This is a genomic window from Clostridium cylindrosporum DSM 605, assembly GCF_001047375.1.
Lineage (GTDB): Bacteria > Bacillota > Clostridia > Clostridiales > Caloramatoraceae > Clostridium_AB > Clostridium_AB cylindrosporum.
Map to the genome: position 1 here is coordinate 1 of NZ_LFVU01000004.1, position 18,876 is coordinate 18,876.

At 33.9% G+C, this 18,876-nt stretch carries 22 protein-coding genes and 4 tRNA genes; 3 read left to right on the forward strand and 23 right to left on the reverse strand.

What is annotated here, in order from left to right; genetic code table 11:
- The 8 genes from CLCY_RS02175 to CLCY_RS02210 all read right to left on the reverse strand — a co-directional run bounded on the left by CLCY_RS02175 (nt 1) and on the right by CLCY_RS02210 (nt 2,811).
- Nucleotides 1-76, reverse strand: a tRNA-Val gene (locus tag CLCY_RS02175).
- A gap of 162 nt (nt 77-238) precedes the next feature.
- Nucleotides 239-1,015, reverse strand: a complete 777-nt coding sequence (locus CLCY_RS02180; RefSeq protein ID WP_048569508.1) for a hypothetical protein — start codon at nt 1,013-1,015, stop codon at nt 239-241.
- Nucleotides 1,009-1,707 carry an ABC transporter ATP-binding protein gene (locus tag CLCY_RS02185; protein WP_048569509.1) on the reverse strand — a complete coding sequence of 233 codons (699 nt, stop codon included), beginning with the start codon at nt 1,705-1,707 and terminating at the stop codon, nt 1,009-1,011. Before CLCY_RS02185 ends, CLCY_RS02180 begins: the two co-directional genes overlap by 7 nt.
- 2 nt (nt 1,708-1,709) lie before the next feature.
- Nucleotides 1,710-2,075, reverse strand: a complete 366-nt coding sequence (locus tag CLCY_RS02190) for a GntR family transcriptional regulator (RefSeq protein WP_048569510.1) — start codon at nt 2,073-2,075, stop codon at nt 1,710-1,712.
- 159 nt (nt 2,076-2,234) lie between these two features.
- Nucleotides 2,235-2,319, reverse strand: a tRNA-Tyr gene (locus tag CLCY_RS02195).
- Nucleotides 2,320-2,324: 5 nt separating this feature from the next.
- Nucleotides 2,325-2,400: transfer RNA gene (locus tag CLCY_RS02200), tRNA-Thr, on the reverse strand.
- A 3-nt stretch (nt 2,401-2,403) separates the two neighbouring features.
- Nucleotides 2,404-2,479, reverse strand: a tRNA-Val gene (locus CLCY_RS02205).
- A gap of 134 nt (nt 2,480-2,613) precedes the next feature.
- Nucleotides 2,614-2,811 (reverse strand): hypothetical protein, encoded by a 198-nt coding sequence (locus tag CLCY_RS02210; RefSeq protein WP_048569511.1) that lies wholly within the window; start codon nt 2,809-2,811, stop codon nt 2,614-2,616.
- A 119-nt stretch (nt 2,812-2,930) separates the two neighbouring features.
- On the opposite strand from CLCY_RS02210, the gene yyaC reads away from it, so the two are divergent.
- Nucleotides 2,931-3,473: a spore protease YyaC gene (yyaC, locus tag CLCY_RS02215; protein ID WP_082141663.1), complete on the forward strand. Its 543-nt coding sequence runs from the start codon at nt 2,931-2,933 to the stop codon at nt 3,471-3,473.
- Nucleotides 3,474-3,539: 66 nt separating this feature from the next.
- Here the strand turns inward: yyaC and mreB are convergent, their stop codons facing one another.
- From mreB to spoIID, 4 genes are all read right to left on the reverse strand, one after another.
- On the reverse strand, nt 3,540-4,550 hold the full coding sequence (gene mreB / locus CLCY_RS02220; RefSeq protein WP_048569512.1) for a rod shape-determining protein MreB: 1,011 nt from the start codon (nt 4,548-4,550) through the stop codon (nt 3,540-3,542).
- 104 nt (nt 4,551-4,654) lie between these two features.
- A complete protein-coding gene (spoIIID, locus tag CLCY_RS02225; RefSeq protein ID WP_048569513.1) occupies nt 4,655-4,909 on the reverse strand; it encodes a sporulation transcriptional regulator SpoIIID in 255 nt (84 codons plus the stop codon).
- A 58-nt stretch (nt 4,910-4,967) separates the two neighbouring features.
- Nucleotides 4,968-5,750, reverse strand: a complete 783-nt coding sequence (locus tag CLCY_RS02230; protein WP_048569514.1) for a M23 family metallopeptidase — start codon at nt 5,748-5,750, stop codon at nt 4,968-4,970.
- A gap of 124 nt (nt 5,751-5,874) precedes the next feature.
- Nucleotides 5,875-6,954: a stage II sporulation protein D gene (spoIID, locus tag CLCY_RS02235; RefSeq protein WP_048569515.1), complete on the reverse strand. Its 1,080-nt coding sequence runs from the start codon at nt 6,952-6,954 to the stop codon at nt 5,875-5,877.
- 186 nt (nt 6,955-7,140) lie between these two features.
- Between spoIID and CLCY_RS02240 the strand changes: the two genes are divergently transcribed.
- Both CLCY_RS02240 and murA read left to right on the forward strand, forming a co-directional pair.
- On the forward strand, nt 7,141-7,839 hold the full coding sequence (locus tag CLCY_RS02240) for a YwmB family TATA-box binding protein (RefSeq protein ID WP_048569516.1): 699 nt from the start codon (nt 7,141-7,143) through the stop codon (nt 7,837-7,839).
- A gap of 18 nt (nt 7,840-7,857) precedes the next feature.
- Complete coding sequence (gene murA / locus CLCY_RS02245; protein WP_048569517.1) at nt 7,858-9,117, forward strand: UDP-N-acetylglucosamine 1-carboxyvinyltransferase; 1,260 nt, start codon at nt 7,858-7,860, stop codon at nt 9,115-9,117.
- Between the two features lie 321 nt (nt 9,118-9,438).
- On the opposite strand, the gene atpC is transcribed toward murA, so the two are convergent.
- The 11 genes from atpC to CLCY_RS02300 all read right to left on the reverse strand — a co-directional run bounded on the left by atpC (nt 9,439) and on the right by CLCY_RS02300 (nt 18,811).
- Nucleotides 9,439-9,849 carry an ATP synthase F1 subunit epsilon gene (atpC, locus tag CLCY_RS02250; protein ID WP_048569518.1) on the reverse strand — a complete coding sequence of 137 codons (411 nt, stop codon included), beginning with the start codon at nt 9,847-9,849 and terminating at the stop codon, nt 9,439-9,441.
- Between the two features lie 15 nt (nt 9,850-9,864).
- Complete coding sequence (gene atpD / locus CLCY_RS02255; RefSeq protein WP_048569519.1) at nt 9,865-11,256, reverse strand: F0F1 ATP synthase subunit beta; 1,392 nt, start codon at nt 11,254-11,256, stop codon at nt 9,865-9,867.
- Between the two features lie 11 nt (nt 11,257-11,267).
- On the reverse strand, nt 11,268-12,116 hold the full coding sequence (gene atpG / locus CLCY_RS02260) for an ATP synthase F1 subunit gamma (RefSeq protein ID WP_048569520.1): 849 nt from the start codon (nt 12,114-12,116) through the stop codon (nt 11,268-11,270).
- 20 nt (nt 12,117-12,136) lie between these two features.
- Entirely contained in the window at nt 12,137-13,642 is a 1,506-nt protein-coding gene (gene atpA, locus CLCY_RS02265) for a F0F1 ATP synthase subunit alpha (protein ID WP_048569521.1), read from the reverse strand.
- Nucleotides 13,639-14,193 carry a F0F1 ATP synthase subunit delta gene (locus CLCY_RS02270; RefSeq protein ID WP_048569522.1) on the reverse strand — a complete coding sequence of 185 codons (555 nt, stop codon included), beginning with the start codon at nt 14,191-14,193 and terminating at the stop codon, nt 13,639-13,641. Before CLCY_RS02270 ends, atpA begins: the two co-directional genes overlap by 4 nt.
- 2 nt (nt 14,194-14,195) lie before the next feature.
- Nucleotides 14,196-14,684 (reverse strand): F0F1 ATP synthase subunit B, encoded by a 489-nt coding sequence (locus CLCY_RS02275; protein ID WP_048569523.1) that lies wholly within the window; start codon nt 14,682-14,684, stop codon nt 14,196-14,198.
- An 84-nt stretch (nt 14,685-14,768) separates the two neighbouring features.
- Nucleotides 14,769-15,002 carry an ATP synthase F0 subunit C gene (gene atpE / locus CLCY_RS02280; RefSeq protein WP_048569524.1) on the reverse strand — a complete coding sequence of 78 codons (234 nt, stop codon included), beginning with the start codon at nt 15,000-15,002 and terminating at the stop codon, nt 14,769-14,771.
- A 27-nt stretch (nt 15,003-15,029) separates the two neighbouring features.
- Complete coding sequence (locus CLCY_RS02285; RefSeq protein WP_048569525.1) at nt 15,030-15,767, reverse strand: F0F1 ATP synthase subunit A; 738 nt, start codon at nt 15,765-15,767, stop codon at nt 15,030-15,032.
- On the reverse strand, nt 15,767-16,150 hold the full coding sequence (locus tag CLCY_RS02290) for a hypothetical protein (RefSeq protein ID WP_048569526.1): 384 nt from the start codon (nt 16,148-16,150) through the stop codon (nt 15,767-15,769). Before CLCY_RS02290 ends, CLCY_RS02285 begins: the two co-directional genes overlap by 1 nt.
- Nucleotides 16,151-16,610: 460 nt before the next feature.
- Complete coding sequence (gene wecB / locus CLCY_RS02295) at nt 16,611-17,759, reverse strand: non-hydrolyzing UDP-N-acetylglucosamine 2-epimerase (protein WP_048569527.1); 1,149 nt, start codon at nt 17,757-17,759, stop codon at nt 16,611-16,613.
- A gap of 17 nt (nt 17,760-17,776) precedes the next feature.
- The gene (locus tag CLCY_RS02300) at nt 17,777-18,811 is read right to left on the reverse strand and encodes an MraY family glycosyltransferase (RefSeq protein ID WP_048569528.1); all 1,035 of its coding nucleotides are present in this window, start codon (nt 18,809-18,811) and stop codon (nt 17,777-17,779) included.
- Nucleotides 18,812-18,876: the final 65 nt, after the last annotated feature.

An 18,876-nucleotide genomic window follows, 5' to 3' on the forward strand; every position in this document is an offset into this window, starting at 1 on the left:
TGGTGGAAACAACAGGGATCGAACCTGTGACCCCCTGCTTGTAAGGCAGGTGCTCTCCCAGCTGAGCTATGCTTCCGTGTCGTCAACATCTCTTGCTGACAAGATATATCTTATCATGGGTATAAAATAAAGTCAACACTTTTTATAAAACTTTTTATAAAACTTTTTATAAAACTTTTTTAAATTTATTTTTTAAAGTAAAAAAGCTGCATTTTAAACCATGCAGCTTTCAAATTAACTACTCTAAATTCAGCTTCTTCTCTAATATATAACTCGTGCCAAAGAATAAAATAACTCCTGCAGTAATATTAACTAAATAAGACACAACCATTATATTTTGTATTGTATAAGCTAATGTACTTATATAGCCTGATAATAATATTACTACATAATTTATTATTATATTAATAATAAAAAATCCTATAAATGAAGCTAACTTCCTACGTTTATTAAATACTGGCAGTTGACCTACTGAAATTGATAGATAAATTATTAAGATAAACACCACATATGAAAGTATCATAAGTCCTAGAAGTTCCATTCCAACTAAAAGTGTATTCCCAAATGCTTCAGTTAAAAATACCTTTTTAAGTTCACTCCATAGTAAATCTAAGTTAAGTTCTTTAAATCCCCCTGATTTAATTGCAAATGACATCCCTATAATAAAAAATGAAATCATTGCAGTAATTCCACTTAAAACACACCATATGGTAGATACTATTGTTTTTGAAAGTAAAAGCATTTTCGGACTAACTGGAAGTGTAAACATAAGATATCCTTCATCACCTAAAAGATTCTTATTAAATCTTTGAACTGTAACAACTATTGTTACAACCCCAAGTGCTACAAATAGCCCAACCAGAAGCAAAACGCCTATCCCTTGAATCCTAGTTATTTGATTATTAGGATTTAGAAACAACCCATTTAAAAGTGATACTACTATAATTGCTATATAAAGCGGTATAAAAGTTCTACTAGTTGCCTTTAGTTCATGCTTTAATAATTTCCCTAACATTTAAACTCCTCCCTAAACAATGTATCTATAGATTTTCCTTTTTCTTCTCGAATACTCTCAGTATCACCTTGAAGAATTATATCTCCCTTAGATATAAATATAACTTCATCACATATACTTTCAATTTCACTAATTAAGTGAGTTGCAATTATCAATGTGCTATCCTCTGAATAATTTTTTATTATTGTCTTTAGAATATAGGCTCTAGCAGCAGGGTCTACCCCTCCAATAGGCTCATCAAGTATATAAACCTTTGCCCTTCTTGACATAACAAGTATAAGTTGAACCTTTTCTTTAGTTCCCTTTGACATCGTTTTTAATCTTTGATTTATATCTATATCAAGACTTCTAATCATGTCCTCTGCTTTATCCATATCAAAATCATCATAAAAGTCCCTAAAAAACTTTAAAAGATCATGAAGTTTCATCCAGTCACTTAGATAAGTTCTTTCTGGTAGATATGATATTATTTTTTTACTTTCTATAGAAGGAGAACTTCCATTTATAAGAACCACTCCACTATCTGGCCCTAAAAGACCATTTATCATTTTAATCATAGTACTTTTCCCACTTCCATTAGGTCCAAGAAGTCCTACTATCTTGCCCTTTGGAATCTCAAGGTTTATTCCCTTTAAGGCTTCTTTGCTTCCAAACTTTTTACATACATCTTTAAACTGTATTATGCAATCCATTATTATACCTCCTTTATATTAACAGTAATCAAATCAATCATTTCATCCTCTGAATATCCAAGTTTAAATAACATTTCCTTTAATGAATTAATCTCTTTATTCGCAACTTCTTTTCTCATATTTCTTACCATTTCCTCATTATCAGTTACAAACCTTCCACTTGTTCTCTGGGTAAATACAAGTCCCTCTCTTTCAAGTTCTGCGAGTGCTCTTTGCATTGTATTAGGATTAACATCTGCTTCTTCAGCCATTTCTCTTACAGACTTTAATTTTGTTGATATGTTTAATTCTCCAGAAACGATTTTAAACTTCAGTATTTCTACTAACTGCAAATATATAGGTTTGTTTTTATCAAAGTCCCATCCCATTACCCTTCCTCCTTATTGTATTAATCACTTAATACAATAATATGATATTTTACTAATAATGTCAAACATATTTTTTCCAAATAAAAAGGCAAGCTAATCATTTTGATTAACTTGCCTTAAAAGTGCATAAAAAAAGAACTTAAGCTAAGCTTAAGTTCTTGGTGGAGCAGGGTGGATTCGAACCACCGAAGTCGCTGACAACAGATTTACAGTCTGCCCCCTTTGGCCACTCGGGAACTACTCCATGTATGGAGCCGGCAATAGGATTTGAACCCACGACCTACTGATTACAAGTCAGTTGCTCTACCAACTGAGCTATGCCGGCAAATGGTGGAAACAACAGGGATCGAACCTGTGACCCCCTGCTTGTAAGGCAGGTGCTCTCCCAGCTGAGCTATGCTTCCATGAACTCCATACTAATTATTAAGTTTTCTTGTCTGGGCTGAACCCCTTCGACATATATTATAATACACTTATTATTAAACAATGTCAACACTATTTATAAAAAAATTTTTAGAGGGCTACAACCCTCTAAAAACTAACGGTTTTGCACTGGTATGTTTATCTTGTCTTCGCCATCATATATATACCCTGACCCCTCTGGCTTATTAACTTCTTCAAGAAATATATTGTTATCTTCCTTAGCCTCTACTTCTAGGCCATCTATCTTTAGCATAGCTACTGATGAAAAAATTGTTGCTGCTATAAGAAATGCTGCAGGTATTATTTTTTTCATATGTATCACCTCTTAACACTTAGTTATAATTATTATTTTCTAAAATAATTTTTTTATTCCCTATAAATAGTAATAAATTATACCTTCCAGCTTATATATTAATACAGGAGGTGAAGCAATTGACAAGTTCTATATCTGATAACATCGGAGTGAGAGTTAATTATTTAGACAAAGATGCGGTTGAAAAGATTGGAACCTTTCTTTCAGAATTTCTAAAGGAAAATACAATCATAGTTTGTATTGGTACTGATAAATGTATAGGAGATTCTGTAGGTCCACTAGTTGGCACCTTTCTTACAAAGGAAGACTATCCCTTCCCAGTCGTAGGTACACTTGAATTTCCAACCCATGCAGTTAATCTTGATAAAGTTTTAAGCCACGTTTATGAAACCTATCCTGATCACTTTGTAATTGCAGTAGATGCATGTATAGGTAACGAAGACGCTATAGGTGATATACAAGTAAAATTCGGTCCCGTTCACCCTGGAAAAGGGGTGGGAAAAACACTTCCTAAAGTAGGGGACATATCTGTTGTTGCAGTTGTTGACACTATTGATAACTGCGATATTTTTTCTATGAGAAGTATTAGATTAAACTTTATAATGCAGCTTTCAGAAACAATAAAAGATGCATTTATACTTGCAAATAATATGAAGACATAAGAATAAAAGCCTTATAAATGATTTAAGGTGATAAACCATTTATAAGGCTTTAGTTACATATAGTTTTTAGATAGCAGAGATATCTTCTACAAATGTATCAACATGATCTAAAGATTTACCTATTCCAAGTGCAACGCTTGATACTGCATCATCTGCAATTACAACCGGTACCATAGTTCTCTCTTCTATAAGCTTATCTAGACCCCAAAGAAGAGATCCTCCACCTGTCATTATGATTCCTTTTTCACTAATATCTGCTGAAAGCTCTGGTGGTGTCTTTTCAAGCACTGAATGTACACAATCAGCAATAGCTTCAACAGTATCCTTAAGAGCCACTCCCATTTCATCTGAAGTAATAGTAATATTCTTAGGAAGACCACTTACAAGGTCACGTCCCTTAACGTCCATTGTTACCTTATCATCCCTTTTAAAGGCACATCCAACATTTTTCTTAAGCTCTTCAGCGGTTCTCTCACCTATCATAACCTTATGTTCACGTCTTATGTATGACATAATAGCTTCATCGAACTTGTCCCCTGCAACCTTAATTGAAGACCTAACTACCATTCCACCTAATGATATTACTGCAACGTCTGTTGTTCCACCACCTATGTCTACTATCATAGAACCACTTGGCTTTGATATATCAACACCAGCTCCAATAGCTGCTGATATAGGCTCCTCAATTAAATACACACTTCTAGCTCCTGCATTAAGCGCTGCATCTTTAACCGCACGTCTTTCTACTCCTGTTGCCTCACATGGTATACAAATTATAACACGAGGCTTACTCCATCCTCTTTTACCAATAGCTTTCTTAATGAAGTGAACTAACATTTGTTCTGTCATATCATAATCTGATATGACTCCATCTCTAAGAGGTCTTTTGGCAACAATATGTCCAGGAGTTCTTCCTATCATGTTTCTAGCATCTTCTCCTACAGCTAATACTTTATTAGATTTCATATCAAGGGCAACAACTGATGGTTCTTGAAGTGCTATACCTCTTCCCTTTACATAAACTAACACACTAGCTGTACCAAGATCTATACCGATATCATTTCCTGCTCCAAACATAGTTAATTTCCACTCCCTATTTCATAAAATTTGACATTACTAACTACATGTATTCGATATAAAACACAAAATTCCTTCTTAAAAACCAATATTTTTTAGGGAGTTTACATATTTGATACGTTATATTTCATTTTTGTAGCTTTTCCACCTCTAATATGTCTTTCTGATTTATTTACATCTAGTATATTTTTGGCTTCAACTGCTACCTTTGGGTTTATCTTTGGAAGTCTCTCTGTTATATCTTTGTGTACTGTAGATTTACTAACACCAAATTTCTTAGCAGCATGTCTTATTGTTGATTTTGAATCTATAATGTATTTTGCTATTTCTAAAACTCTATCCTCTATGTAATCCTTCAAGGTATATGCCTCCTTTAATTAAGTCTATTATAAAAGGGCACTGTATGTGCCCTTTTAGTTATTTTTTTATGTAACCTGCTGGGTCTAATGTTTGGTAATCCTTATCTGATTTTTCTAGAAGTCCAAAGTGTAAGTGAGCTCCATCAATCTTAACCGCTTCTCTAACTGATGTATCACCTACGGCTCCAATTACAGTTCCCGCTTCAACCTTGTCACCTTTTTTAACCTTTAGATTATCTGCAAGATTTGAGTAAACTGTTCTATATCCATTATCATGTTCAACAACAACAGTAAGTCCATATCCTGACTTCAGAGTTTTTTCTGCCTTATCATCGTTATAAACGTCTATTACCTTCCCCTTAGCAGCTGACTTTACTTCAGCTCCTAGACTACAAGCAATATCTATAGCCTCATGTGTTTCCCAAATATCTAAAGCCTTAGTATATGCAAGTTCATTTTTAAAGAACTTCTTACTTACTTCTCCTTTAACTGGAGCTTCTAAACTAATGCTTTGTTTCTTTTTAGCCGATGTATCTTTACTTTCTTCTTTATTTTTATCCTTAGCTTCTGTTTTTTCTTCCTTAGATTTTTCTTCTTCCTTCTTAGTACGTTTCATTGTAGGAACAGTCCCATTAGGATTCTTAACTTGTTCAGCATCTTCTATTTTGCTTTCAACCTTAACTGATGGTTTTTGAGCAAGCTCTTGTTCCTTCCTTAGCGAATTAGCCTTTGATAGATAAACTGTTACCACAGCCACTACGCAAAGACATAAGAATAATACTACGTAAAACCCTTCCCTTTTAACTAGGTTTGGTTTCTTTGATGAATTTTTTATTCCCATAAATAACACCTCCATTTGTATTTTTGTCCAGATATTCAATTCTCATACATATAATCTGGATTTTTTATTTTTTGGGAAAAAAAGAACTGCTAGGTCACTTCACCTAACAGTCTTGCCAAAATTTCTATTTTATATACTTCCCGTAATCCTCAATTCCTATCCCTTTATAATAATGGGTTAGAATTTCATTATATTTCTTACCTGATTTACCCATTTCATTAGCTCCCCACTGACTCATACCAACACCATGGCCATACCCCTGAACATAGAAGGCAACAATTGCCCTATCAAATCCTAAGGTAAAGTCAGCTGATTTTAATCCAAATAGACTTCTCATTTCTACTCCAGTTAAAACTTTTCCACCTACACTTATAGACTTAACTCTATTTCCTCCTGTTCTTTCTAAGATCTTAATTTGTTTATCTAAGTTTTTAGCATCTATCTTAGCGTCTTTATACTTAGATTTTATTTTTGCTACAAATTCTTCTCTTTTTACTGTAACTTGAGATTTAAAACTTGGAGCTTCCTCTTCACCTTTACTTTCTACACTTTTAAGATAAGGCTGAGCATTACCAAAGACCTCAACAGCATCCTCAGTTCTCCCTCCACTAGTTGAGAAGTACTTTATAGATGTTGCTATTTTCCCGTCATATGTTAATACTTGTCCCCTTGTATCATCTACTGCTTTGCTAACCTTTCTCCATTTAGCTTCCGCCTCTGCTCCCCACTTTTTCATTCTTTCTTCCTTAGGAAGGAATGCTTGACAATCTACTTCACTAGATACATCTGCTCCTTTAACCTTGGAATATCCTTTCCCCCCTGCTACTGCTAGTCTTGGAACAACAAAACTTCTAGCAGCTATTGCCTGAGCTTTTAGCGCTTCTTCATGGAAGCTCACTGGCATTTCAGAGGAAACAACTCCCTTTATATATTCTTCTATAGGAAGTGATATTATCTTTTTTTGAGGAACATAATAAACTCTAACCATTACATCCTTACTCTTAGCTATATCTTTAATATCCTTAACATCCTTATTTTCTACCTTTGAAGGGGCTTTCTTTGTATCCTCCTTCTTTTTCACCTCAGTTTCTTTAGTCTTATTTATTGAAGGGGCTGCCTTTAAGTTACTAAATCCAACAACCCCCATAGGTATGCCAATCATCAAAAAAGCAATCAACCCTAGAAACATCAATATTTTCTTCAATATAACACCTCCCATTTTCATGCCTTGTTTAATAATATATTTTTGTTTACATATATTTATTACTGCTTTCTAACTTTCATCATTTAAATATATTAATATAAAAAATTTATATTTTTCACTTTACATGTATTTAAACAGTCTTTTGTGTTCATAATTACCAATGTACATATTTAAGGGGGGTTAATCATGAAAAAAATTATTATCTCATTAATTCTTATCTTTTCTTTATTTAATGTTATAAGCACTCGTGCATATTCTAGGGTAGATTCCCTTGAAAATCTAATATCTCATTCAAGTAGCAAAATAATAAAAAAAGAAGTTTTTAGTTATGGCCATTTTTATTCAAATGTAAGTAATAAAGATATATTAACAGCATTTATTCAGGATAATTTTAAGGACAAGACCTTTTCATTATTAGAATCTGATTCATCAATAGTTGGTGAGTATAAATCCTCAATAAATCCTATTACTATTACAGTATCTACATCAAAAAATTCTAAAACTTCAAAATATATTTCTGTTTTTTATTCACATAATATGACCCATGAGAATATTATTAATTTAAGGGAAAATATTCGTAAGATGATACTTACCTTTGACAAGAATGCAAAGGTGTCATCCCAAATTGTAGGAAAAATTAATAAGAACCTAAGTAAAGATGAAATAAAATCTCTCATTTCTTCTATGCTTTCAAACTCATCTGTAAGTTTTAATAAGGACTACGAAGATTCTTCAGTTAGCTTTTCAGGTTTTACAAATGATTTACATGAATCTATTAGCGTTAACGGAAAGAATATAAACCTTCAAGCCTCCGGTAAATACTCTAAAACAGATAAATGTACTTACATATGGGTTGGTAGCCCTATTATTTCAACTGAGTATTAATTGAATGGAGGAATTATTATGAATAAAATATTAGTTAAAGGTGGCAATACTCTTAAAGGAAAAATCAAGGTAGGGGCTGCAAAAAACTCAGTACTTCCTATTATTGCAGCTACTCTTCTTAGTGATAAAAAATGTACATTTACAGATGTACCACTGTTAAATGATGTTTATGTTATAACTGATGTTTTAAAGTCATTAGGAGCAGATGTTAATATTGATCCTGCAACTTGCAAACTTGAAATATGTTGTAACAATATACTATCTCTTGAACCAAGCCCTGATCTTGTTGGTAAAATGCGTGCTTCTTTTTTGGTTATGGGTCCTCTACTTGCAAGATATGGAAGAGTTAGAATTTCTCTTCCTGGAGGCTGTAATATAGGAACAAGACCAATCGACCTTCACCTTAAGGGACTTTCTACCCTTGGAGCAGAAATAGAAACAGGATATGGATTTGTAGAAGCTAAGTGCACCCGTCTACGTGGTGCTAATGTTTACCTTGACTTCCCATCTGTTGGTGCAACAGAAAATATAATGGTAGCCGCTTGTCTTGCTGAAGGTGAAACAATAATACAAAATGCAGCTGAGGAGCCAGAAATAGTAGACCTTGCAAATTTCTTAAATAGTATTGGATGTAAAGTAACTGGTGCAGGAAGTGATAGCATCAAAATTGAAGGTGTTGAATCATTAAATGAAACAAATCATATATTCATTCCAGATAGAATAGAGGCTGGAACATTTATGGTAGCATCTGCAATAACAGGTGGTGACGTTGTTGTAGAAAATGTTGTACCAGACCACATTCGACCTGTTATAGCAAAACTTCAAGAAGCTGGTGTTCAGGTACTTGAAGGACACAATAAGGTACGCGTTATATCTAACGGAGTAATTAGTCCAGTTGATATAAAAACACTCCCATACCCAGGTTTCCCAACTGATATGCAGTCACAACTTATGGCTCTAATGAGTATAGCAAATGGAACATCTATATTTACTGAAACAGTTTTCGAAAACAGATTTATGCATGTTAATGAATTTAGAAGAATGGGAGCTGATATTAAGATAGATGGTAGACTTTCAATTGTTAAAGGAAGCAGTGTTTTAACAGGAGCTGATGTTAAAGCAACTGACCTTAGAGCAGGAGCTGCATTAATCCTTGCTGGACTATTTGCTAAAGGTGAAACTACAATATCTGATATATATCATATTGAAAGAGGATATGTTGATATAGTAGGTAAGCTTCAAGGAATTGGGGCAAATATAGAGAAAATTAAAGTATAGTATGTAGGGGTAGTGCTCACGCAAGTAGTGTAGCCTCACATAACAACATTTAATTGAACCTCTGTTGAAAGTGATTTCTTTTTAAGTTGAAGTTCTCATTGATTCTCTTGTTGTTTATCAAACATAATTAATTCCTTCAGAAATTATTATATATTTGGTGTAAACATATATTTCAGTAGTCTTTTTGTTAGATTAGAAACTCTGTGAAATGGTCTCGTCGCTTTAGATATAGACAACACACCATTTCAAGACTACTAGCTTTCATTAGAAGTCATGCAATCAAAAGGCTGTTGACAACATTGTCAACAGCCTTTAAATAATTTAGTGATTATAACTAGAAGCTTGTATTCTCGCCATTGCACGCTTTAGCGCAAATTCTGCTCTAGATATATCTACATTATGATCATTTTTCTTATTTTGAAGTCTAGTTTCAGCTCTTTTCTTAGCTTCATTAGCTCTTTCAACATCTATTTCCTGTGGCCATTCAGCTGCGTCAGCAAGGATAATACCCTTGTTGTTTGCAAACTGGATAAATCCACCTGAAAGACTTGCAACTTTTTCCTTACCATTTTGGACTATTTTAATAACCCCAGGAACAAGCCCTGTTACATAGGGAATATGATTTGCAAGGATTTGAACTTTTCCATTTAGAGTCGTTAAGTTAATAGACTCTACTTCTCCTACAAAGAATTTCTTCTCTGGAGTAACTATTTCTATTTCAAATTTTGCCATTATATCACCCCTAGACTATGCCATAGCCTTAGCTTTTTCTACAGCTTCTTCGATAGAACCAACAAATAGGAATGCTCCCTCTGGAATGCTATCATGCTTTCCTTCAAGTATTTCCTTAAATCCTCTTATAGTTTCCTTTATAGGAACATACTTACCTTCAAAACCAGTAAATTGCTCAGCAACGCTAAATGGTTGTGATAGGTATCTTTGTATCTTTCTAGCTCTTGAAACTACTAGCTTATCATCTTCTGATAATTCATCGATACCAAGAATCGCTATAATATCTTGTAGTTCTTTGTATCTTTGAAGTATGTTTTTAACTCTTTGAGCTACTTCATAGTGTTCTTCACCAACTATTCTAGGATCTAGAATTCTTGATGTTGATTCTAGTGGATCAACCGCTGGATAAATACCAAGCTCTGATATTGATCTTGATAGAACCGTTGTTGCATCAAGGAATGCAAATGTTGTTGCTGGTGCTGGGTCAGTTAAGTCGTCCGCTGGAACGTAAACAGCTTGAACTGATGTGATTGAACCATTTTTTGTAGTTGTGATTCTTTCTTGAAGAGCACCCATTTCAGTTGCAAGTGTTGGTTGATATCCAACCGCTGATGGAATTCTACCTAGTAGGGCAGAAACCTCTGAACCTGCTTGTGAGAATCTAAATATATTATCTATAAATAGAAGTACGTCTTGACCTTGGTCTCTAAAGTATTCAGCCATTGTAAGACCAGTTAGAGCAACTCTCATTCTAGCTCCTGGTGGTTCATTCATTTGTCCAAATACTAGTGCAGTCTTAGATATAACTCCCGATTCCTTCATTTCATAGTAAAGGTCATTACCTTCTCTTGTTCTTTCCCCAACACCTGTGAATACTGAAAGTCCACCGTGTTGCTTTGCAATGTTGTTAATAAGCTCTTGGATAAGAACTGTTTTACCAACTCCCGCTCCACCAAATAGTCCTATTTTTCCACCTCTTTGGTATGGTGCAAGTAAGTCAACTACCTTAATTCCTGTTTCGAACATTTCAGGTGCAACTGATTGTTCATCAAATGACGGAGCTGGTCTATGTATAGGATAAAGCTCCTTAGCCCCAACTTCTCCCGCATTATCAATAGGCTGTCCAAGAACGTTGAATAGTCTTCCAAGTGTAGCCTCTCCAACTGGAACTGATATTGGCTTTCCTGTATCAACAGCTTTCATTCCTCTTACAATACCTTCAGTAGCCTCCATACTAACAGTTCTTACAACGTCGTCTCCGATATGTTGCATAACTTCTGTTATGATCTTTTGGTCACCGTTTTCAATAGTAATGGCATTGTATATTTCAGGAAGATGGCCATCTTCAAACTTTATGTCCATAACAGGTCCTATTACTTGAGTTATTTTTCCCACATTTTGTGCCATGTTCTCCCTCCTTAGTCGTGAAGAGCCTCTGCTCCACCTACTATTTCCGTGATTTCTTGTGTTATACTACTTTGTCTTGCTCTATTAAACTGTAATTTCAGCTTATCAATAAGCTCGTCAGCGTTCTTCGTAGCATTATCCATTGCAGACATTCTACTACTATACTCACTAGCTATTGCATTAACAACTGCATAAAACATTGTAGTATTAATATATTTCGGTACTATATAATCGAATATCTCAGCAGCTGATGGTTCAAAAATAGCTTCAGAACCCTTTGCTCCTTCTTCTTTTTCCATTGGTAGAACCTTTAAAAATTCTACTGTTTGCTTAACTGGTGAATGGAACTTTGTATATACAACATATACATTTGATGCTTCACCCTGTTCAAAGGCCTTTATTGCAGGTCTTATAATTTCAACACAATCCTTATAGGAAGGTGTTGGTCCAAGCTCTACATACTCTGCCATAGTATCAAAGTTTCTTAAAGAGAAAAATGTACGGGCTTTTTGTCCTACAGTTATTAAAGATACATTTTTACCTTCTACTGCTCTTACAGTTTCAGAGAATATATTAGTGTTATAACCTCCACAAAGTCCTGAATCTGAGCCTATAACAATGTATATATCCTTTTTACCTTCTACTGCATTAAAATACTTTGAAGATGCAACTTCTGATGAAAGGGCAATACCCTTTACAGCAGATTCAAATTTTTCAAAGTAAGGAGTAGTTCCTTCTGCTCTTTCTCTAATTTTTCTAAACTTTGCTGTGGCAACAAGTCCCATAGCCTTTGTAATCTTACGGGTGCTAGTTACAGATTTTATTCTTCTTTTTAAATCAAGTAATCCTGCTCCAGCCAAGGTAACACCTCCTTGTTGCCTTATTTAAAGATTTTCTTAAATTCGTCAAGTGTAGTATTTAGTAAGTTTTTAACTTCATCGTCTAAAGACTTTTTATCTAGAATTGTAGTTAAAAGTTCTGACTTATGAACTCTTACATATTCTAAGAATTCCTTTTCAAATCTTCTAACTTCTTCAACTGCTATGTCCTTTAAGAAGTTGTTTACAGCAGCATATAGAATTACTATTTGCTCTTCAACTGGCATTGGCTTATATTGATCTTGCTTTAGAACTTCTATTAGTCTTTGACCCTTTTCGATTCTTTCCTTTGAATCCTTATCAAGGTCTGAACCAAACTGAGCAAATGCAGCAAGTTCTCTATATTGTGCAAGCTCAAGTCTAAGTGAACCTGAAACTTGTTTCATTGCTTTAATTTGCGCTGATCCACCAACACGGGATACAGATATACCAGCATTTATAGCTGGTCTAACTCCTGAGAAGAATAAATCTGACTCTAGGAATATCTGACCATCTGTTATAGATATAACGTTTGTTGGTATATATGCGGTAACGTCTCCAGCTAGAGTTTCGATTATAGGAAGTGCAGTAATTGACCCTCCACCTATATCATCTGATATTCTAGCTGATCTTTCTAGTAGTCTTGAGTGAAGATAGAATACATCTCCAGGGAATGCTTCACGTCCTGGTGGTCTTCTAAGTAGTAGAGACATTGTTCTGTATGCAACAGCGTGCTTAGATAAATCATCATATACTATAAGAACGTCCTTTCCTGCATACATAAATTCCTCAGCCATACTTACTCCAGCAAATGGTGCTAGGTATTGAAGTGGTGCAGCCTCTGATGCAGATGCTGAAACAACTATTGAATAATCCATAGCTCCTCTTTCTTCTAGAGTATTAACTATATGAGCAACAGTTGATTGCTTTTGACCGATTGCAACATAAACACATATACAATCCTTACCCTTTTGGTTAATAATAGTGTCAATTGCAACAGCTGTTTTACCAGTTTGTCTATCACCGATAATAAGCTCTCTTTGACCACGTCCAATAGGAGTCATAGAGTCAATCGCCTTTATACCTGTTTGTAGTGGTACATTAACTGACTTTCTATAAATAACCCCTGGTGCAACAACTTCTACAGGTCTTGTTTTATCTGTTTTTATAGGACCTTTTCCGTCTATTGCTTGACCTAGTGAGTTAACAACTCTTCCTATCATAGCTTCTCCAACAGGAACTTCAACAACTCTTCCTGTTCTTTTTACTATGTCACCTTCTTTAATTCCCTTTTCTGAACCAAATAGCACGGCACCTACATTACTTTCTTCAAGGTTTAGAGCCATCCCAAAAACTTCTCCTGGGAACTCTAAAAGCTCTCCTGCCATGCATTTTTCAAGACCGTAAACTCTTGCAATACCGTCTCCAATATTGATTACAGTACCTGTATCTACAGACTCAAGCTTATTTTCATAGTTTGAGATCTGTGACTTAATGATTGAACTTATTTCATCAGGTCTTATACTCATGCTCTCACCTCGCCACCTTGTTTCATTACTTCTTTTTGTATCTTTTCAAGGCTACCCTTTATAGTTCCGTCGAATACTTCGTCGTCTATCTTAAGATAAACCCCACCTATTACACTTTCATCAATAAAGTTTTCAACCTTAATCTTTAAGTTATACTTAGCTGAAAGCTTTGATTCAAGATTCTCAATTTCCTCAGTTGTCATTTTAACAGCAGTAGTTGCATATGCGGTTTTTATTCCCTTATGATCATCTACAAGCCTTCTAAAATTCTCTGATACTAAAGATATCTCATTTATTCTTCCATGTTCTAGTAGAAGAACTATAAGATTTAAAATCTCTTCGTCAACTCTTCCCTTAAATACGTTTTCAATTAGTGAAGTTTTCTCTTCAATACTAATTGTTGGGTGGTTTAAAAACGTGCTAAGATCTTTATTATCCTTATAAACACTTGAGACACTCTCAATATGTTCTAAAAATAGATCAAGATTATTTTTATCTACCCCTGCTCCAAATAAAGCATGGGCATATCTTTTTGCAGCAATTTCTTGCATAACTATACCCCTACCTTATTTATAAAATCGTTAATAAGATCGTGGTGTTTTTTCTCGTCTAATTGTCCACCCACTGATTTTGCAGCTGCAAGCATTGATAAAGCGATGATTTGCTTTCTTATTTCGTCCTTTGCCTTATCCATTTCTCTTTCAGCGTCAATTCTAGCTCTTTCTCTAATAAGAGCAGCTTCTTTTTTAGCTTCTTCTAGCATTTCATCTGAAAGCTTACTTGCTTTAACTTTATATTCTTCAACTATTTTCTTTCCTTCTATATCAGCATTCTTCATTTGACTTTCAAACTTAAGCTTAAGTTCTTTAGCTTTAGCTCTGTCATCAGAGGCTTCCTTTAGCTTAGACTCAATGCCATTTGTTCTAGCATCCATAAATGAAGAAACCTTTTCAAAAAGAATCTTCTTTAATATAACAAACATTATAAGAACGTTAATTACAGTTACTATAATGGTTGCTGGATTTAAAGTTAAACTAACCATTCTACTTATGCCTCCTTCTAATTTTAATAAGGCTTGCATAAATTTGAATTTTCAAACTTAAGCAAGCCAAAAACTACTACTATTTTACTTATAAACAAATAGTAGTATTATTGAAACTAGAAGAGCATATATAGCTGTAGCTTCTGAAAGTGCAGCTCCAAGTATAAATGTACTCATGATATCTCCCTTAGCTTCTGGTTGTCTTCCTACAGCTTCACAGGCTTTACCTGTAGCTATACCAACACCGATTCCTCCACCAATTGCTCCGATTACCGCTAGTCCTGCACCTAGTGCTATAAGTCCTTGTACTAAATTCATTATTTTCTCCTCCTTTAATGTTAAAAATTAATGTTCTGCTGTTGTCTTTATAAATATCATTGTTAACATTGAAAATACCACCATTTGTAATGTTCCATCAAAAATATCGAAATACATATGGAATGGTACTGGTATTAAAGTTGCAAGTATAGGGATATTTGTCATGCCTGGAATAGCATGTAAAACTTTTTCTGATATAAATGTCAATCCTTCATATATAAGTTCTACTACTATAATAGCTGCAGTTATGTTCCCGAAAAGTCGTAGACTAAGTGATACAGGAACAAAAACTCTTTCCATTATATTTAGCGGAAGTAGTGGTGCTACAGGTTGTGTATATCCCTTAAGATACCCTCCAAGTCCACCGTGTTTAATTGCATTAGCTTGGATAATAATAAATGTCATAAGTGCAAATGCAAGTGCAACACTGTAATCACTTGTAGGAGCTCTAAGACCTCCCACCAGAGGAAGTATGTTTAGGAAAAGCATATAAATCATAATTGTACCTATGTAAGGTGCAAAACTTCTATATTCTCTACCCATAACACTGTCAACAAGTTTGTATATTCCTTCTACAACTGTTTCAACAAAAACCTGTTTCCCTTTTGGTACAGTTTCAAGCTTTCTAGTGAGAATTAAAGCAGCAATTATAACAAATACCATAACAAACCACTGAAGGAAAACTGCCCATGTTAAGGTTATAGGTATTCCTGCTATAGAAAAATTCAAACTTTCTATTGTTATACCACCTTCATGCATCAGCATTATACCTCCTTTCTTTTTTTAAATTTAACTGGAATTACTGAAATCACCAAAGATATGTTTATTGTTAAAAGCCCTATAAATAGAGCAAATACATTGGCACCAAATTCTGTAACAGCTATGGAAAGAGCTATCGCTACTATTACATACCTTGCTATGAATAAGAGAAATTGTACAGTTTTAGCCTTACCACTGCCTTTATCGATTAGTTTATATGAACCTATTGAAAAAAAGATAAAATTTAATATACCAATAAAAAAACCATAATAATAATTTATTCCAAATTCTAGCCCAAGGCAAATCATAGATATAACACCAATGAAAATTGAAGTTACTCCAGCTATCTTGGTTTTTTCAATTAGAAGATCTACAATACTATTGTCCATTATTCCACCAGCCATCTTAAATTATTTATAGTTTTTAATTCCTTTTTTCAAAATTTTGTAAACATTTAGAATGCACTGTCTATAATTACTTAAATTTCAATCTAATCAATATATACATCGTATAATATTTACATTCTGTTAACATTTAATATAAAAATAATATACAAATATTTTTATATTAAATAGATTTTATCACTTTACTAATAAATTTTAAAGTAACATTTTAATTTTAATAAGATATTTATACATGTCTAACCAAATTATCTCTATCATACTATCAATATATTAGCTTTTTATGCCCTTTATATTGTTTGAAAATTTTAAATCTTTCGTTCAATGATTTTCTTCAGAATATTAATTTCTACATCTCTACTTTAATTCCTTTGCTTATTATAAAATATATAAAAAAGCAGAGAATTAAATACCTATTTCTCTGCCTTTTTTTTGTAAATTTATATTTTTATAAAAGTTCCTCAGGTCTTTCAACTTTATTGTCAAAATAGTATAAAATCGAATCAACTATTCTTTTTGATGCAAGACCATCACCATATGGATTTACCGCATTAGCCATTTTCCCATAACTATCCCCATTATCTATAAGGTCAAGAGCTTCCCTTACTATAACTTCTCTATCAGTTCCAACAACTTTAACTGTTCCAGCCTCTACCGCCTCTGGTCTTTCAGTTACATCTCTAAGAACTAATACTGGAAGTCCAAGATGTGGCGCCTCCTCTTGAAGTCCACCTGAATCTGTAGCTACCATATAACTTCTATTCATAAGATTATGAGTTTCCTTTGTATCAAGTGGAGACAATAGATGCACTCTTTCTACTCCTCCAAGAATTTTTTCTGCAACTGACTTTACTACAGGATTTAGATGAACTAAATAAACTATTTCAACATCATCTCTTGATGTAACAATTTCCTTTAATGCGTTGCATATATTTTCAAGTGGTTCTCCCCAATTCTCTCTTCTATGGGCAGTTACCATAATAACCTTTTTATTCTCAAAGTCTATAGTATTTAAAACCTCAGTATCGAAGTTATATTCTTCTTCAACTGTTGTTTTCATAGCATCTATAACTGTATTACCTGTAACAAATATATCTTCTCTTAATATTCCTTCACGCAGAAGATTATTCATAGATATCTTAGTCGGTGCAAAGTGTACGTCAGCTATAGCCCCAGTTAGCTTTCTATTTGCTTCCTCTGGGAATGGGAAGTACTTATTAAATGTTCTAAGGCCAGCCTCTACATGCCCTATCTTTATTTGATTATAGAAAGCTGCAAGGGCACCTGCAAATGTTGTTGTAGTATCTCCATGAACAAGTACCATATCTGGCTTTGCCTCTTGAAATGTTTCATCAAGCCCCTTTAACACTCTATTTGTTATACCAGTTAAACTTTGTCTTTCCTTCATTATATCAAGATCATAATCAGGTGTAATTTTAAATAGCTCCAAAACCTGATCTAGCATTTCCCTATGTTGTGCAGTTACACATACAATAGACTCTATTTCCTCTCTACTTTCTAGTTCCTTTACTAGAGGAGCCATTTTTATTGCCTCAGGTCTAGTACCAAATATGGTCATAACCTTTATCTTACTCAAAGTAAACACCTCTTTCCTTATTCTTTGCTTTTATTTTTATTTTTAAAAATCTCCATTTCTACTGCAAAAGCTATTATAAGTGCACAAACAACCACTAATAAAGCAAAGGATTGCTTTGAACTTACTATCATAGCAATTATTGATGAAACTCCAAGTATAGAGCTTAAAATATACATTGTGTATACTGCTTGTTTTTGAGTAAGTCCCATTTCTAGAAGTCTATGATGAAGATGCCCCTTATCAGCCTCCATCATTGGTCTATTATTTATTTTTCGTCTTATCATAGCAAATAAAGTATCATATATAGGCAGACCAAGTGCTAGTATAGGCACAGCGACTACCAGTGCTGTAGTTGATTTTATAGCTCCTTCTATAGATATAGCCGCAAGTATAAATCCTAAAAACTGAGATCCAGTATCCCCTAAAAATATCTTTGCAGGATTCGAATTATACGGGAGAAAGCCAAGACATGCTCCTGCCAGTATTAGAGTTAACACTATTGCAGTATACCTATCTCCGTAAAACGCTACTCCAAATAATGTTAAACAAGATATAAAACATATTCCACAAGCAAGTCCATCTAGCCCATCTATAAGATTAAATGCATTTGTAATCCCAACTACCCAAAGTATGGTAATAGGAATTGCAAGAAATGTTACGTCTACCGCATTTCCAGCTGAGTCAAATGGTACCGTTATCATATGCACCTTAATATTAAAGCTTATTAGTATAAGTGCAGCTATTATTTGCACAATTAACTTATATATAGCCTTTAAGGGTTTTATATCATCATAAATTCCCATAGCTACTATTAAACTTCCACCGAGCAGTACTCCTAGTACATTCTTTTGCATTCCAAGTATAGCTAGTGAACAAAGGGAAAATGATATGTATATAGCGAGTCCTCCGAGTCTCGGAATAGGAACCTTATGTACCCTTCTATCATCCTTTGGAACATCTATTGCATTAACCCTTATTGCAAGGCCTTTTACCAGTGGAGTTGCAGAGAAAGAAATTATCATAGCCGCTAATAAAAGCATAATAAAATTCATAAAATCCACGCCCTCATATTGTAAATGATTTTGGTTAATATACGTTATTAATTTTACCATAATAC

Excerpts from the sequence above, each read along its gene's own strand:
- CLCY_RS02210 (WP_048569511.1), bottom strand. The coding sequence starts at position 2,811 with ATGAAAAAAATAATACCTGCAGCATTTCTTATAGCAGCAACAATTTTT.
- CLCY_RS02180 (WP_048569508.1), bottom strand. The coding sequence starts at position 1,015 with ATGTTAGGGAAATTATTAAAGCATGAACTAAAGGCAACTAGTAGAACT.
- atpA (WP_048569521.1), bottom strand. The coding sequence starts at position 13,642 with ATGAGTATAAGACCTGATGAAATAAGTTCAATCATTAAGTCACAGATC.
- CLCY_RS02270 (WP_048569522.1), bottom strand. The coding sequence starts at position 14,193 with ATGCAAGAAATTGCTGCAAAAAGATATGCCCATGCTTTATTTGGAGCA.
- CLCY_RS02275 (WP_048569523.1), bottom strand. The coding sequence starts at position 14,684 with ATGGTTAGTTTAACTTTAAATCCAGCAACCATTATAGTAACTGTAATT.
- CLCY_RS02240 (WP_048569516.1), top strand. The coding sequence starts at position 7,141 with ATGAAAAAAATTATTATCTCATTAATTCTTATCTTTTCTTTATTTAAT.
- atpD (WP_048569519.1), bottom strand. The coding sequence starts at position 11,256 with ATGGCACAAAATGTGGGAAAAATAACTCAAGTAATAGGACCTGTTATG.
- atpE (WP_048569524.1), bottom strand. The coding sequence starts at position 15,002 with ATGAATTTAGTACAAGGACTTATAGCACTAGGTGCAGGACTAGCGGTA.
- atpC (WP_048569518.1), bottom strand. The coding sequence starts at position 9,849 with ATGGCAAAATTTGAAATAGAAATAGTTACTCCAGAGAAGAAATTCTTT.
- CLCY_RS02285 (WP_048569525.1), bottom strand. The coding sequence starts at position 15,767 with ATGCTGATGCATGAAGGTGGTATAACAATAGAAAGTTTGAATTTTTCT.
- mreB (WP_048569512.1), bottom strand. The coding sequence starts at position 4,550 with ATGTTTGGAGCAGGAAATGATATCGGTATAGATCTTGGTACAGCTAGT.
- CLCY_RS02230 (WP_048569514.1), bottom strand. The coding sequence starts at position 5,750 with ATGGGAATAAAAAATTCATCAAAGAAACCAAACCTAGTTAAAAGGGAA.
- CLCY_RS02190 (WP_048569510.1), bottom strand. The coding sequence starts at position 2,075 with ATGGGATGGGACTTTGATAAAAACAAACCTATATATTTGCAGTTAGTA.
- CLCY_RS02300 (WP_048569528.1), bottom strand. The coding sequence starts at position 18,811 with ATGAATTTTATTATGCTTTTATTAGCGGCTATGATAATTTCTTTCTCT.
- CLCY_RS02290 (WP_048569526.1), bottom strand. The coding sequence starts at position 16,150 with ATGGACAATAGTATTGTAGATCTTCTAATTGAAAAAACCAAGATAGCT.
- murA (WP_048569517.1), top strand. The coding sequence starts at position 7,858 with ATGAATAAAATATTAGTTAAAGGTGGCAATACTCTTAAAGGAAAAATC.
- CLCY_RS02185 (WP_048569509.1), bottom strand. The coding sequence starts at position 1,707 with ATGGATTGCATAATACAGTTTAAAGATGTATGTAAAAAGTTTGGAAGC.